The sequence below is a fragment of the Alkalihalobacillus sp. TS-13 genome, assembly GCF_019720915.1.
Lineage (GTDB): Bacteria > Bacillota > Bacilli > Bacillales > Fictibacillaceae > Pseudalkalibacillus.
This window is the reverse complement of sequence record NZ_JAHKSI010000002.1, coordinates 389384-405062: the sequence shown is the minus strand read 5'-3', so window position 1 is coordinate 405062 and position 15679 is coordinate 389384. Positions and strand designations below refer to the sequence as shown.

Below are 15679 nucleotides of genomic sequence, written 5' to 3'. Positions count from 1 at the left end.
ACCTCCTATAAAATGTTTGGCTATATAAAGTATATCAATCTTTTCCCATCATATAAAAAGATAAACACTTTCCTGAATAGGTGGGTCCTGCCTGTTCTTGAAATAGAGTGATTGAAATAAATCCTACATTTTACATAGTTTTGAAAAATGGTTAAACCCCACTTATTCCTCATTATATCCTAGGTCAAATGTAATACGATTAAACTACAGAAATATCAAAAAATTTCCAAAATGTAACGAAAATCGAGGGAGGAAAGGGAATGAAAAAGAAACATGTCGTCGCATCAGCAGTTTTAGCAACAAGTATGATATTTACATCCTTAGGAGGTGCAAGTGGAGCAGAAGCAGAGAAAAAGCTCCAACAAGCGAAAAATCCTGATTTTGCCCCCGCAATGGTCAACAAAAACGATAACAAACTTTTCGACAATCTAGAGGCAATGCTTACAGAAAAGAAGGCTACAGATAAGGTTGAGGTTATCATCCAGTTCGATGAATCAATGGCTAATCAAAAGGCTCACAAAGCGATATTGAACAAAGTCGGCAAATTCGAAACAAAATTCAAATTCGACAAAGCTGTAAACGGTGTAGCAGCCACTTTGACGAAAAAGCAGATCGAGCAGCTTGAAAGAATCCCTTTCGTCAAATCGGTTGAATATGATGCCCCTGTAAAAGCGTTCAATGGAACGGCAAATACATGGTTCGGTACTGAAAAAGCTAGAGCAGATTACGGATTGACGGGAGATGGCGATGGAAATGTCAATTCGTATTCAAAGGATGACCAGGTGGTAGCCGTCATCGATACAGGAATCGATGCAAGCCACGTCGATCTCGATGAAGGAAAGGTCATCGGTTGGAAAGACCTTGTCAATAACCGTACGGCCCCTTATGACGACCAGGGTCATGGAACACATGTGGCAAGTACGGTAGCTGGCGATGGAGATGGAAACCCAACGCATAAAGGCGTGGCTCCAGGGGCTGCATTAGTTGGTGTCAAAGTATTGGACAGCCAGGGCAGTGGGAGTATGAGTAATGTAACAGCTGGAATCGAGTGGGCAGTAGAAAATAAAGACGTTTACGGCATTGAAGTATTGAGCTTGAGCCTAGGAACATCCGCGAGCTCGGATGGTACAGATTCGACTTCCCAGGCAGTCAATAATGCAGTTGATGCTGGACTAGCAGTAACGGTTGCTGCAGGGAATGCAGGACCCAGTAAAAAAACAATCGGATCACCAGGTGCAGCAGAGAAAGTCATCACGGTAGGTGCTGGTGCTGACCTTGGAGAAGGCGGCTTTTTCCTGGCTTATTTTTCAAGCCGTGGAGAAACTGCTGACGGACGCATCAAGCCTGATGTCGTTGCACCAGGGTATAACCTGACGGCTGCAGAGGCGAACAGCGGTAGTGGTTATGTAACCTATTCAGGAACCAGTATGGCGACTCCGTTCACTGCCGGTACAATTGCATTGATGCTTGAAGCGAATCCTTCACTTACTCCGAATCAGGTGAAAAATATCATTGCTGATACAGCAGAAGACTGGGGACCATCTGGTATAGACGTCGATTATGGACATGGTTTCCTGGATGGTTTTGCAGCAATCAGCGATGCTGGCAATCTATCAGGAACAAACATTGCAAAGCCTAATCATTTTGCTGAACAGAATTCTCTAGGTGGATCTGGTGCAGCAGATACGTATCAATTCACTGTTGACAATACCGATTACCCTGCGGCAGTAACATTGATCATCCCGGATTGGCAGCCAGGCTTTTTATGGTGGGGAAGTGAGCCAGACTTTGACGTGTATCTGTACAATCCATCAGGCCAACAGGTTGCAAAAGCAGAAGGTACTGAACGTCAAGAAACTCTCACGTTCAATCCGACTGCCACAGGGACATATACGTTAAAAGTGTCCTCATATTCTGGAGACGGATCATACTACTTAGACTTGAGCGCAGGGACGAATGGTCTGAACCTGACTTCAAATCAATAAGACTAGTAACACAAGATGGCTTGCTCCGGCAGGTCATCTTTTTAATTGGCTTTGTTAGTTTGTTGATATCTATGAAATTCACTCCCCCTTCCGGTTCGAATGGAAGTATCATCCATACAATCCCCTCCCTTTTTAATGTAAGGTTAAAGAAGTACAGAATGTGTCGAATGATTATGAAAAAACAAATAATCTATGCAAAAGTGGGTAATCACCTCTATCTGAAATCTGAATTGTCCGAATAAATCAAAAAATAATGCGTTGGCATGAAACTTGCATATTTAAAGTGTAGCCGGCTGGATATGCAAATCGGCTAAAATACGTTATATAGAGAGGGGATTATTTTGAACGAAAACAAGAAGGTAGTTAAAAGACCGTCATTAAAAGTAGCCATGATCCCGATCGTTTTCATGATTGTGTCCTTATATTTCGGGATTTCCAGGTTCGAACTCGATCCGCACATTCCGTTGTTACTGAGCGGGGTCGTCGCTACTATCGTTGCTTTATGGCTGGGCCATTCCTGGAATGATATTGAAACGTCTTTCCTAAATACGATCCGTTTGTCTTTACAGGCAGTCATGATTTTGCTCATTATCGGGGCGATCATTGGATCCTGGATTGCAGCCGGAATTGTTCCAACGATGATTTATTATGGATTGGATCTATTGTCACCACAATATTTTCTTGTGTCTGCCTGTGCCATTTCATGTGTTGTAGCTTTGGCATCGGGGAATGCCTGGACTGCAGCAGGTACGATTGGAATTGCCATCATGGGAATTGGCCAGGGGCTGGGAGTAGACTTGGCAATGGTCGCCGGTGCAGTCATCTCAGGAGTTTATTTTGGTGATAAGGTTTCCCCGTTATCTGAAACGACAAACATGGCCCCTGGAATCACAGGTGCCGATCTTTTTGAACATATCAAGCATATGATGTATACGACTATACCTGCACTGCTCATCTCGTTGATCATTTACACTTTCATCGGTTTGCGTTTCACTGAAAGTGGATCCAGTATTTCAGAAGTACAAGCTCTTCAAAACCAACTGGGTAATATTTTTAATATTTCTCCATGGTTATTGCTGGCACCGGCAGCAGTCATTGTGATGATGGTTTTCAAAATGCCTGCCATCCCGGGTCTTACGATTGGAGCCGTCATCGGAGTTTTATTTGCAATCGGATTCCAAGGCATGGCTATAGGAGATGCACTCAACGTCATGTATTATGGATTCTCGAAAGATGTTGGTATTGAAGTAGTGGACAACCTGCTAAACAATGGCGGGATGGAAAGTATGATGTACACTGTAGCTTTAATCCTGATTGCCATGTCTTTCGGAGGAATATTAGAAAAAGCAGGTATTTTGGAAGCTATTGTAGTAGCGTTGCTGTCCTTTGCAAGAAAGACGGGAAGCTTAATTGCAACGACTGTTGCCACCTGTATCGCTGCTAACATCATCGCATGTGATCAATATTTATCCATCATCTTGCCGGGGAGGATGTATTCGAAGGCTTACGAGGACCGGAACCTGCATCCGAAAAATTTATCCAGAACGCTTGAAGATGCTGGCACGATGACATCACCGCTTGTACCTTGGAATACATGCGGGGCCTTCATGTTCGCAACACTTGGTGTATCGGCCCTTAGTTATGCACCATTTGCATTTTTATGTATCCTAAGCCCAATCATCGCGGTCATTTACGGATATCTCAATTTCAAGATCGAGTACTTGCCTGAAAAATCCGAATCGACAAAAATGAATCTGGAATTTTCGGAGAAGAAGCGTGCGGAAGCTTAAAAAGAATTGTTACGATTACTTCATATAGGGAAGGGAGAGATAAAATTGAACTATGTTGAGATGATCACAAGTCCTTATAATGGGGTGATTGAAGAAGTTCATATAAAAGAAAACGGAAGGATTTATGAATGGGATTCACTTTTTAAAATCCGTACTGTTGAAGGAATTCGTGAAACCATTTCAGTTGGTCTTAGCGGTTCCGTCAAATCGTTGGAAGTGAGCGAAGGCGAAGAAGTCGTCTCGGGGATGGTAATGGCTTATATAGCAGAGGATCTGGTTGTGGGTGGAAGTGATTGATTCCTAAAGGGCCAGTTGAACAAGGAGAAAACCTAATTTTCCGAAAAATGATTATATTTGATATAATGTATCCTTAGATGCAGTCATCTTGGGAAGGAGTCAGCCGAATGAATCATACAATCACAAATAAACTGAGCCCTATTACATGCTTATCGATCAAGTCCACAGAAAACGAAATCAAAAAGTCTTTAAAGAATATAAACCAGCCCTTTGTGTTCCTTTCAAAGGATGACGAGTTATATGCCTATGTTTATATGGATGATCTATACAGTGCTGAAGGAAAAGATGTTGAGCTGTCAATAGAGATTCTCAAAGTTCATGCCATCCCGATTACGAATGTAGGAGAATGGAAGCAAGGGAAGCCGATTTCCCTGCCATTCATTTTCCAGGTTCTCGGTGAGCATATCACTCTGATTAAGGACGAAGAAGATGAATTAATTGGTTACATCCGGAGAGAGGATGCCCTTGTAGAACTATTCCGTCAGGATAATCAAAATATCAATCTACTGAAAGTCATGCTTTCATCTATACCGATGGGCGTCTTCGTCATCGATAGCGATAAAAAGATTGTCAATTGTAACGAATCTGGGTTGAAAATGATCAAGTCAACCTACCAGCAAATTATCAACCTTCCAGCGGGTGAGACGTTCAACCAGAAGCATATCGATAAAGCTTTTTCTACAGGAGAAACATTGCTCAACCAGATCCATATCACCGATGAAATGGGCGTTTTGGTGGATTACAGCCCTATACTGAATGAAAAAAAACAAGTAGACGGTATGATCATCATTGTCCAGGACTTGCCGATGGTAGAAGAAATGGCGATGGAGATCGAATATGTTAAAGACTTGAACACAGATCTGAATGCCATCCTGGCAACCATGTATGATGAAATTCTTGTCGTCAATAAAAATGGGGAGCTCCTGCGTCACAGTGAGAATTTCATCCCTGATTTCTGGGGGGTGGACAACCTGGAAGAGCTTGTCGGTAAGAACCTACTGGAATTTGAAGAGAAAGGGATTTTCAGTCCTTCTGTCGCAAGGCTGGTACTTGATAAAGAGAAAAAGGTCTCTATCGTACAGCAGACCCCATCAGGTAAGAGTGTACTGGCGGTAGCGAACCCTATCTTCAATGAAGAGGGAGGAATCCACCGGATCATCATCGCATCACGGGATATCACGGAAACGAAGAAATTGAAATCTGAACTGAGGGAAACGAAACGACTATCCAAGAACTATAAAGAAGAGCTGGAAAAGCTGAAGAATAAGGATGATTTTTCTAATAAAATCATTTATTGCAGCTCCAAGATGGAACAGGTAATCAACAGGACGAAGAAACTCGCCGATTTCGATTCAACGGTCCTCATATTAGGGGAATCAGGCGTGGGCAAGGAATTGATCGCGAAAACGATCCATCGGGAAGGTAACCGCAGAGAAAAGCCATTTCTTACCCTCAATTGCGGAGCTATTCCAGAGGACTTGCTCGAAAGCGAACTCTTCGGGTATACGAAAGGTGCTTTTACAGGGGCAGATGCCAAAGGAAAAGTCGGATATTTCGAACAAGCGGATCAAGGCGTTCTGTTCCTTGATGAAATCAGTGAACTTCCATCACGTCTTCAGGTGAAGCTGTTGAGGGTGCTGCAAGAAAAGGAAGTCACTCCAGTCGGGAGTACTAAATCCATACCGATCGATGTGCAGATCATTGCTGCTACGAATCGTAATTTGGAAAAAATGGTAGAGAACGGTGCATTCCGCGAAGATCTATTCTACAGGATCAATGTCATTCCGATCCAGATCCCTCCATTACGTGAAAGACCGGAGGATGTTCCGCTGCTGGCTTTCCATTTCATCCAGCAGTTGAACGAAAAATATGACAAGAACTATCATCTATCACCAGAAGCACTCAATCTATTAGAAGTATATGATTGGCCGGGTAACATCAGGGAACTACAGAATCTTATCGAGAGACTCGTAGTGACCGCTGATGATCATGTGATCAGTGCTGACTTCGTCAACCAGTCACTGAGGTTCGGTGAATCCAAGAAAGTGAAACCGATGATTACAGGGATTCTTCCCCTCCAGGAAGCACGTGAACACTTGGAGGAACAACTGATCATACTCGCTATGAAAAAATACAAAACAACTACCAAAGCGGCAAAAGCGTTGGATATCAGTCAATCAGCCGTAAGCCGCAAGTATCAGAAAATATTGCAGAAGCAAGAAAGAGTAGAATTATAGAAAATGAAAAGGGGCTGACCCATAAGTGTCTGACTCCCTCCGAACTTAACAACATTTTGAGAAAGCGTGTTTTTGATTCAAAATGTTGTGTTGGAGGTGTCTGACACTTTTCTTTTTGGGCCAGCCTTTTTCTTTCTGAAGATCGAATTAACGGACATGAGAGCCCTTATTTTCAGTAAAAACATCGTTTCAGAATTTTAACGGACACAGGAGCCCTTATTTAGCATTTTGAGGATAATTTTAGGTGCATTTTGGAGAAATAACGTCCCTGGTGTCCGTTAATGCTCCAGAACAGAGCCTTTTCGGAGAAATAACGTCCCTGGTGTCCGTTAACCACACCTCATGCAGTTGTTAATAGCGTTATGCGTATTTGCATAATTTCAGAATCTTCATGAATTAAATGCCCCTTAATCAAGGGATTTAAAGTTGGCATGATTATTGCATTATTTATAGATGAATTCAAATCCCACCTATATCAGGAGGTCAAATCATGACAAATCAACTTACATTGAACGATTCTGTGACAACTAATCTTGATGAACTCGATAAACGCCATTATATCCATCCTACTACCAATCCAAAGCTTTTCGCGGACAATGGACCGAAGCTCAGATTCGCAAATGGAGATGGAATCTACGTCAGCGATGCGGAGGGTTCCCAGTATATCGACGGACTTTCAATGCTCTGGAATGTCAACCTTGGTCATGGCAATGAAGAGCTTGCAGAGACGGCAAAAGAACAGATGACGAAATTAGCGTTCAGTTCTTCCTTCGCAGGTTTCTCGAATGAACCAGCAGTACGCTTGGCTGAGAAGCTAGCAACCATGGCACCAGGTGATCTGAATGCTGTTTTCTATACATCTGGAGGATCTGAATCCAATGATACCGCATTCAAGCTTTCCCGGTTTTATTGGGCGCTGAAAGGTATGCCGCAAAAGAGGAAGATCATCGCATTGAAGCAGTCTTATCATGGTGTGACGATTGGAGCGCAAACTGCTACAGCGATTCCAGCCTTTCATACATTTTCCGGATCGGGTATGACCGAAGTATATCATGCAGAACCTCATCTCACGAATTGTGAATTAGGTGATAAAAGTGATTCGAACTATGAGGGATGCATCCGTGATGTGATCGAAAAAGAGGGTGCGGATACAGTTGCAGCTATCATCCTCGAACCTGTACAAGGCTCCGGCGGTGTTCATGTTCCTCCGGATGGGTATCTGGAGGCAGTCCGAAAGCTTTGTGACGAATTCAATATCCTACTCATCGCAGATGAAGTCATTTGTGGATTTGGCCGAACAGGTGAAATGTTCGGCGTAGATAACTGGGGTGTCGTTCCGGATATGATGTGTGTTGCCAAAGGGATCTCAAGCGGTTACTCACAATTGGGAGCTGTGCTCTTGAAGGATGAAATTCGAAATACACTGGTTCAATATGACGATGTGCTGGCACACGGTTTCACCTACAGTGGACATCCAACCGCCTGTGCAGTGGCACTGAAGAATATTGAAATTCTGGAACGGGACAATATTGTGGCCAATGCAAAAAACATGGAATTCGAGCTTAAGGCGGGATTCGAATATCTAAAAGAACGGCATCCGAGTGTGACGAACGAGAGGGCATTAGGATTGTTGGCAGGATTTGAATTGTATGAAGATCGGGATAATGGTGTTCCATTTGATCCTTCCCTATTACCAGCGACAGAAGTGACAGAGGAATGCTTCAGAAGAAAGTTGATCCTCCGTCCGCTCGTTTCCAAAGTAGGACGGAACATCGTAGCGATCGCACCGCCGTTGATTATCAACAGGCAACAAGTACAAGATATCGTCAACATTTTGGATGAATCAATTACCGTATTTGAAAAGAAATACCGATAAATCCAACTTATTAAAAAAGACCCATCCCTATAGAAATATTTCTTTAAGCGAAAGTGGCGACACTCCCGCGGGAAAAGCGAACCAGGGAAGATCCCACAACAAGGAACCCACAAGTTGGCTTGCCGATCGCCCCGCCGGAATGAATTTCGCAGAAATCAATTAAAAAAAGATCAAGGAGGATGAAACATGCTCTATATAAATGGAGAATGGAGAAAATCAAATTCAGGTGAAACGTTAGAGGTATATAACCCTGCTACAGGAGAACTCATTGATTCGGTTGCTTCCGGCGGTCGTGAAGAGACCCGTGAAGCGATCGAAAGTGCAAAGGAAGCGTTCAAGACATGGAAGAGAGAGACCGGTCAAAAACGTGGTAAATATTTAGCGAGAGTAGTTGCGAAGATGAAAGATAAAGCGGATGATATCGCGAAAACGATCACAATGGAAATGGGGAAACCGTTACCTGATGCCAAAAGAGAGGTTGGAGGAGCAATCGCTTATCTGGATTGGTATGCAGAAGAAGCGAAACGGATTTACGGAGAGACCATCCCAGCTTCCCATCCTGATAAGCATTTGATGCTTTTACGGGAACCAGTAGGGGTCACGGCTGCAATTACTCCATGGAATTTCCCTGCTTCGATGATCACAAGGAAAATCGGACCGGCACTTGCTGCGGGTTGTACGGTTGTACTGAAGCCAGCACCATCAACGCCGCTCTCAGCAATCAAAGTTTTTGAATGTTTTCATGAGGCTGGATTGCCGAAAGGAGTAGCGAATCTAGTCATCGGACCAGCAGAGGAAATCGGTGACGAAATGACCGAAAATCCAGATGTCCGCAAGCTGACGTTCACTGGTTCAACAAATGTCGGTAAATTGCTTCTCCGAAAAGCGGCGAACACAGTCAAGAAAGTGTCCATGGAGCTTGGCGGGCATGCACCATTAATCATATTTGATGATGCAGACCTTGATGCTGCCGTTCAGGGTGTCCTCGTGACGAAGTTCAAGAACTCAGGGCAAACATGCATAAGTACCAACAGGGTTTATGTTGCCGAAAGCATTGCTGAAGAATTCGGAGGGAAGCTTGCTGAAGCAGCCGCGAAATTGAAAGTTGGAAATGGAATCGAAGAAGGAATCGATGTCGGTCCGCTTATCAACAGCCAGGCTTTAGAAAAGGTGGAAAGCCATGTGGATGATGCACTGAGACGGAACGGAAAAGTGTTATGCGGCGGCAGGCGTTCTGAAAACACTATAGGAAACTTTTACGAACCGACGGTCATCAACTATGCACACGATGATATGAAGATCTCTACTGAAGAAACATTTGGACCTGTTGCACCTATTTTCACGTTCAAAGATGAAACGGAAATTATCGAGAGGGCAAATCATGAAAGCTATGGACTTGCAGCATATTGCTTCACAAAGGATCTTGGAAGAGGACATCGCATGATGAAAGAATTGGAGTATGGCATCGTCGGAATCAATGATCCAGCACCGATTGTCCCTCAAGCTCCATTTGGAGGAATCAAGGAGAGCGGAATGGGCAAAGAGGGTGGAAAGTCCGGCTTATTGGAATATCTGGAAGAAAAATTTGTCTCCATCAGCACTGGAAACTAAGACTCGACCACTATTGAAAGGAGCGAATGGATGTATGAACAACATTGATTTACCCAGGTTAGAAAAAGAAATCGTCATCAGAAACATTACACAAGAAGATGTATTGGAGGTGGCTGAACTTTCTGATGACAGCTTCGGTCCTGATATCTCATTTAAAAGGGAGCATTTCGCTAGTCAGGCTGAAATTTTTCCAGAGGGGCAGATCTGTATGGAATATGAAGGAAAGATTGTTGGATCCTGTTCGAGTCTCATCGTCAATTTCGATGATTATGCAGACAATCATTCCTATACAGCGATATCCGACAATGGGTATATCAAGAACCATAACCCCGATGGCTTGAATCTCTACGGCGTTGAAGTAAGTGTCCACAAAGATTATCGGAAGTTGAAGCTTGGTCGGCGTCTATACGACGCACGAAAACAGGTTTGCAAGGATTTAAACCTGAAGAGCATCATAATCGGTGGTCGTATTCCTTACTACTATAAATATTCAGATATCATGTCCGCAAAAGAGTATGCAGAAAAGGTCATCAATGATGAAATCTACGATCCGGTGTTGACCTTCCAGAAGAACAATGGATTCGTTCTGAAAGATGTCACTCCGAACTATCTTCCTGAAGACGAGGCTTCAAGAGGTTATGCTACTTCAATGGAATGGACCAACAAAGCGTATACCACGAGTAAATAATACAATAGCACTCAAGTTGAGATGAATGAGGAGGATTCATATGCGTATCGGTATCCCGACAGAAATAAAAAATAACGAAAATCGTGTAGCACTAGCTCCATCTGGAGTATTCAACTTAACTTCATCCGGTCACGAAGTTTATATCGAAACAGGTGCAGGTCTTGGATCAGGCTTTACAGATGAACAATACATGTCTGTAGGCGCTGAGATTGTGTTGACCGCCCGTGAGGCATGGGCACAAGAAATGGTAATGAAGGTGAAAGAACCGCAACCAGAAGAGTACAACTATTTCCGTCAAGGATTAATTCTATTCACCTATTTACATTTGGCTGCAGAACCTGCTTTGACAAAAGCCCTGCTAGATAAGAAAGTAGTAAGCATTGCTTATGAGACGATTCAATTACGTAATGGAAGCTTGCCACTATTAACGCCGATGAGTGAAGTCGCTGGGAGGATGGCTGCTCAGATCGGCGCCCAGTTCCTTGCAAAGACTCATGGCGGTCAAGGTGTTTTGTTGAGCGGGATACCAGGAGTCAGACGTGGCAAAGTGACCATCATCGGTGGTGGCGTCGTCGGTATGAATGTCGCTAAATTAGCGGTCGGTTTCGGGGCAGATGTGACGGTTGTCGACCTCAACCCTGAAAGATTGCGTGAACTAGACAATATTTTTGGAAATGCAATCAATACATTGATGTCAAACCCACTGAACATCGCAGAAGCTGTTGCGGAGTCGGACCTTGTCATTGGTGCGGTTCTTATCCCAGGCGCAAAAGCACCTAAATTGGTTACGGAAGAGATGGTGAAAACGATGAAGGACGGAGCCGTTATCGTGGATGTCGCTATCGACCAGGGTGGCATTTTTGAAACCGTGGACAGGATTACGACGCATGATCACCCTACCTATGAAAGGCATGGTATTGTTCATTATGCAGTGGCGAACATGCCAGGGGCTGTGCCAAAAACGTCGACGATCGGTCTGACCAACGTCACAGTCCCATATGCCCTGGAAATCGCGGGTAAAGGGTATGCGAAAGCAAGCCTTGAGAATGAGTCGATTCTGAAAGGAATCAACACACTGGACGGAGTATTGACGTACCAAGCCGTCGCTGATGCTCACGGATTGGAATTCATGCCCGCTGTGACCCTTTTATCTGAAAAAACATTGGCTGTCTAAACGATCACAATAACAGAAGATATAGAAAAAAGGAGTGTCTACCAATGTTGCTGAAAACGAAGCACATCAACCTGAAAACAGAGCTACCCGGTCCAAAATCAAGCGCCCTCTTAAAACGGAAGGAAGAAAATGTTCCTCGTGGTCCCTTCAACACCTCTCCTGCATTCATTGAAAAAGGGGAAGGCGCGCTCATCACTGATATTGATGGAAATACATTGATTGATCTTGCGGGTGCGATCGGCTCGTTAAATACCGGCCATTGTCCACCAACAGTCGTAAAGGCGGTACAGGAACAAGTGGAAAAGTATATCCATCCCTGTTTCCATGTAGCGATGTATGAGCCTTACATCGAACTTGCAGAGAAATTGAATGCAATCACGCCAGGCAATTTTAAAAAGAAGACCTTTTTTCTCAATTCTGGGGCAGAAGCGGTAGAAAATGCAGTAAAAATCGCACGTAAATACACAGGCAGAAGAGCGATCGTATCGTTCGAGAGAGGCTACCACGGAAGGACCTCGATGACGATGGCGTTGACTAGTAAAGTGAAGCCTTATAAAAACGGGTTCGGCCCATTTCCTTCCGATACGTACAAAGTGCGTCACCCCTATTATTATCGAAAGCCTGAAGGAATGACGGACAATCAACTGGATGACTACCTGTTGAAACAGTTAAACGATTTCTTCCTAGGTGAAGTGCCTCCTGAAGATATCGCGGCTTTCATCCTGGAGCCGATTCAGGGTGAAGGAGGATTTATCGTACCTTCAAAGCGGTTTGTACAAGGAGTCCGGGAAATTTGCAGAGAGCACGGTATTTTATTCATATCTGATGAGGTTCAGACAGGTTTCGGTCGGACAGGAAAAATGTTCGCTTCCGAGCATTTTGACATCGATCCTGATCTGATCACGATGTCCAAATCGATTGCGGCAGGTCTACCTATAAGTGCCGTGACAGGAAAAGCGGAAATCATGGAAGCTCCGAATCCTGGAGAAATTGGAGGGACCTACGGAGGAAGTCCGCTAGGATGCGTTGCTGCTCTTGAAGTGATCAAGTTATTGGAGGAGCAGAACCTTATTTCAAGAGCAAACAAAATCGGTGTACTCATCAAAAACAAATTCAAGGAAATGCGGGAAAAGACAGATGTAATTGGTGATATTCGAGGCCTTGGAGCAATGACAGCGATGGAAATCGTTAAAGACCGGGACTCAAAGGAACCAGACAAGGTATTAACAGGTAAGATCATTGCTGAATGTAACCGCCGGGGGGTCGTCATTCTAGGGGCTGGATTATATGGAAATGTGATACGGACGCTCTGTCCGCTTGTCATCACAGACGATCAATTGAACGAGGCGCTTGATGTCATCGGTCAAGTAATCGAAGATGTTGTAAAGGAACAATTAGAGGGGGAGCAGTAATGGAGACGACGTTAGTGAAAAAGAATTTATTCATCAATGGAAAGTGGATCGAAACAAAAACGTATAAACCTCTTTACGCCCCTTTCAGTGGAGAACAAATTGCAGAAATTCCTGAGGGAAATGTAGAAGATGTGGACAATGCGATCATCGCCGCGGAAGGAGCAAGAACAGTATTAAGAAAAATGCCAGCATATCAACGTGCTTCTATTCTCGAAAAGATTGCGTCTCTGATGGAGGAACGATCTGAAGAAGCAGCGCGCATCATCGCGCTGGAAGCTTCAAAGCCGATTACAACAGCTAGAGGAGAGGTGGCACGTACTATCCAGACGTATAAGTTCGCAGCGGAGGAAGCGAAACGGATTGAAGGAAAGACAATACCGTTGGATGCTGCTCCTGGAGGGGAAAACCGTCTTGCTTACACTGTAAGAGAACCGATTGGTGTAGTAGCCGCAATCACTCCATTTAATTTTCCTATGAATCTCGTCGCGCATAAAGTTGGACCTGCTATCGCTGCGGGAAACCCTGTCATCCTTAAGCCGGCGAATCAAACGCCGTTGTCCGCCTTTTTCCTGGCAGAATTGATTGAGGCTGCAGGGTTGCCAGCGGGCGGATTCAATATTGTGACAGGAAAGGGAAGTGTAATTGGTGAAGCGTTTGTTACCGATGATCGGGTGAAGGCTGTTACGTTCACTGGGAGCCCTGAAGTAGGGACAGGGATCAGAAATAAGGCTGGCTTGAAAAAAGTCACACTGGAATTAGGATCAAATTCCGGGGTTATTGTTGATGAAGATGTTGACCTCGATAAGATCATATCAAGAGCAGTACAGGGTGCCTTCGCATTCCAGGGGCAGGTCTGTATCTCTTTGCAACGAATATATGTACATGAAGCAATTTATGACACATTCGTTCAAAAGTTCATTGCTGAAACAAAAAAATTAGTTGTCGGAAATCCTTTGGACGAAAATACGGATGTAGCGGCAATGATTTCTGGACAAGATTTGGGACGCAGCTTGGATTGGATACAAGAAGCCGTAAATGCAGGTGCTGAAGTTGCATTCGGTGGAAAGCCAGAAGGGAATGTACTGACTCCGACAGTCCTATTGGAGGCAGCTTCTGATGTTAATGTGTCCTGCCAGGAAGTGTTCGCGCCTATCGTCATCATTAATCGCATTACTTCCATTGACGAAGGGATTACCTTGATGAACAATTCACGTTATGGACTACAAGCAGGAATATACACAAAGGATATCGATTCAGGACTGGATGCAGCAGATCGATTGGAAGTCGGTGGTGTGCTGATCAACGATATCCCTACTTTCAGGGTCGACCATATGCCGTATGGTGGTGTTAAGGAAAGTGGGACAGGACGTGAAGGTTTGAAATATGCGATTGAAGAAATGACAGAAATGAAACTGGTTATCATCAACCGGAATTGAACCTGGTAACTTTGATTGAAAGGATACTGATTAATGATCAAACATCTAAAGCTGAAGGGTTCACCAATGGAAATCGGAAGGAACCATGGTGAGGAAGGTAGAGAACAGGTCTTGCAAAGCCTATCTACTTATGAAGCTTTGTTTCATGGGTACAGCAAGATCAGCTGGAAACAAGCGAAGGAAGTGGCGCTGTCACACTTGAATGCAATCGAACAATATAACCCGGATTTTATTGAGGAGATGGAGGGCGTCGCACAAGGGGCAGGTGTCGAATTCGAAGACATCCTTGCTTTGAATGCAAGAAGTGAGATCGCCCTTGCCAATTACTCCGGCAAGAGCAAAAGCTTCAGTGATGGGTGTACCGCCATTGGCATCACACCACCTCGTGCAAACAATACGATCCTATCACAGAACTGGGACTGGAAGGCTGCCCAGATCAAAAGTCTTTTGTTATTGGATATCGAGCAAGAAGGAAAGCCTTCAATCCAAATGGTCACAGAAGGCGGAATAATCGGAAAGATCGGGTACAATTCTGCGGGGATGGGTGTCTGTCTGAATGCCTTGCTGACCAATAAAAAAAGCGAACAAGTTCCAATACATCTTGGCTTACGGAGTGTATTGAACTCCAGCTCTTTACATGAAGCCGTTTCTAAGATAAAAGATGGTCAGATGGCTTCTACCGCGAATTTCATGATCGGCAGTGATCAGGGTGATGGAAGAGCGATGGTAGCCAATTATGAGGTCTCCCCTTATGGAATTGATATGCTGACTACCAATGAAGGGAAAGTCGTTCACACGAATCATATTTTATCGGACAAGATTTTGGAGAACGTCGAGGATCGCAACGAATTCAAATTTGACGACTCTCTTATCAGGAAAAACAGAGCAGAACAGTTGATCCATTCAAAGGTACATTTAAATCAGACAATCGATACTGAAGTATTCAAAGTCTGGTTATCTGATGAATTCAACAAGCCGAATTCCATTAATCATTATGAAAATGAAAGGGCACCTGAACATCGGAGAATGGAGACGGTATTCTCAATCATCATGAACCTTTCCCGACGGAGTATGGAGCTGTGCATCGGAAAAGCCGATAAGGGTAAATACACCCACTACAATCTAAAAGAATGGTCTGTTAATCTTCGTTGTTGATTTTAAACGAAATTCACG

General features: G+C 44.0%; 11 protein-coding genes. All 11 read left to right on the top strand.

From position 1 onward, the window contains the following. The first annotated feature begins 260 nt into the window (after positions 1-260). The 11 genes from KOL94_RS18740 (at position 261) to KOL94_RS18690 (ending at position 15661) form a co-directional block, all read left to right on the top strand. On the top strand, positions 261-1985 hold the full coding sequence (locus KOL94_RS18740; RefSeq protein WP_221568172.1) for a S8 family serine peptidase: 1725 nt from the start codon (positions 261-263) through the stop codon (positions 1983-1985). 341 nt (positions 1986-2326) lie between these two features. Next, complete coding sequence (nhaC, locus tag KOL94_RS18735) at positions 2327-3775, top strand: Na+/H+ antiporter NhaC (protein ID WP_260412524.1); 1449 nt, start codon at positions 2327-2329, stop codon at positions 3773-3775. A 45-nt stretch (positions 3776-3820) separates the two neighbouring features. After that, complete coding sequence (locus KOL94_RS18730; protein WP_260412523.1) at positions 3821-4072, top strand: biotin/lipoyl attachment domain-containing protein; 252 nt, start codon at positions 3821-3823, stop codon at positions 4070-4072. A 107-nt stretch (positions 4073-4179) separates the two neighbouring features. After that, positions 4180-6309, top strand: a complete 2130-nt coding sequence (locus KOL94_RS18725) for a sigma 54-interacting transcriptional regulator (RefSeq protein WP_221568171.1) — start codon at positions 4180-4182, stop codon at positions 6307-6309. Positions 6310-6799: 490 nt separating this feature from the next. Then, complete coding sequence (locus tag KOL94_RS18720; RefSeq protein WP_221568170.1) at positions 6800-8185, top strand: aminotransferase family protein; 1386 nt, start codon at positions 6800-6802, stop codon at positions 8183-8185. 186 nt (positions 8186-8371) lie between these two features. Continuing rightward, positions 8372-9796 carry an NAD-dependent succinate-semialdehyde dehydrogenase gene (locus KOL94_RS18715; protein ID WP_221568169.1) on the top strand — a complete coding sequence of 475 codons (1425 nt, stop codon included), beginning with the start codon at positions 8372-8374 and terminating at the stop codon, positions 9794-9796. Positions 9797-9830: 34 nt separating this feature from the next. Next, positions 9831-10484, top strand: coding sequence for a GNAT family N-acetyltransferase (locus KOL94_RS18710; protein WP_221568168.1), 654 nt, complete (start codon positions 9831-9833; stop codon positions 10482-10484). A 40-nt stretch (positions 10485-10524) separates the two neighbouring features. After that, positions 10525-11658 (top strand): alanine dehydrogenase, encoded by a 1134-nt coding sequence (gene ald / locus KOL94_RS18705; protein ID WP_221568167.1) that lies wholly within the window; start codon positions 10525-10527, stop codon positions 11656-11658. A 44-nt stretch (positions 11659-11702) separates the two neighbouring features. Beyond that, on the top strand, positions 11703-13070 hold the full coding sequence (gene gabT / locus KOL94_RS18700) for a 4-aminobutyrate--2-oxoglutarate transaminase (protein ID WP_221568166.1): 1368 nt from the start codon (positions 11703-11705) through the stop codon (positions 13068-13070). Further along, the gene (locus KOL94_RS18695; protein WP_221568165.1) at positions 13070-14506 is read left to right on the top strand and encodes an aldehyde dehydrogenase family protein; all 1437 of its coding nucleotides are present in this window, start codon (positions 13070-13072) and stop codon (positions 14504-14506) included. The genes gabT and KOL94_RS18695 overlap by 1 nt, the downstream gene beginning before the upstream one ends. A 33-nt stretch (positions 14507-14539) precedes the next feature. Continuing rightward, positions 14540-15661 (top strand): C45 family autoproteolytic acyltransferase/hydrolase, encoded by a 1122-nt coding sequence (locus tag KOL94_RS18690; RefSeq protein ID WP_221568164.1) that lies wholly within the window; start codon positions 14540-14542, stop codon positions 15659-15661. Positions 15662-15679 lie beyond the last annotated feature (18 nt).

What these genes read in the sequence shown, in the direction of transcription:
- KOL94_RS18695 (WP_221568165.1), top strand. Translation starts at nt 13,070, where the DNA reads ATGGAGACGACGTTAGTGAAAAAGAATTTATTCATCAATGGAAAGTGG.
- KOL94_RS18715 (WP_221568169.1), top strand. Translation starts at nt 8,372, where the DNA reads ATGCTCTATATAAATGGAGAATGGAGAAAATCAAATTCAGGTGAAACG.
- KOL94_RS18690 (WP_221568164.1), top strand. Translation starts at nt 14,540, where the DNA reads ATGATCAAACATCTAAAGCTGAAGGGTTCACCAATGGAAATCGGAAGG.
- KOL94_RS18710 (WP_221568168.1), top strand. Translation starts at nt 9,831, where the DNA reads ATGAACAACATTGATTTACCCAGGTTAGAAAAAGAAATCGTCATCAGA.
- ald (WP_221568167.1), top strand. Translation starts at nt 10,525, where the DNA reads ATGCGTATCGGTATCCCGACAGAAATAAAAAATAACGAAAATCGTGTA.
- KOL94_RS18740 (WP_221568172.1), top strand. Translation starts at nt 261, where the DNA reads ATGAAAAAGAAACATGTCGTCGCATCAGCAGTTTTAGCAACAAGTATG.
- KOL94_RS18725 (WP_221568171.1), top strand. Translation starts at nt 4,180, where the DNA reads ATGAATCATACAATCACAAATAAACTGAGCCCTATTACATGCTTATCG.
- KOL94_RS18720 (WP_221568170.1), top strand. Translation starts at nt 6,800, where the DNA reads ATGACAAATCAACTTACATTGAACGATTCTGTGACAACTAATCTTGAT.
- gabT (WP_221568166.1), top strand. Translation starts at nt 11,703, where the DNA reads ATGTTGCTGAAAACGAAGCACATCAACCTGAAAACAGAGCTACCCGGT.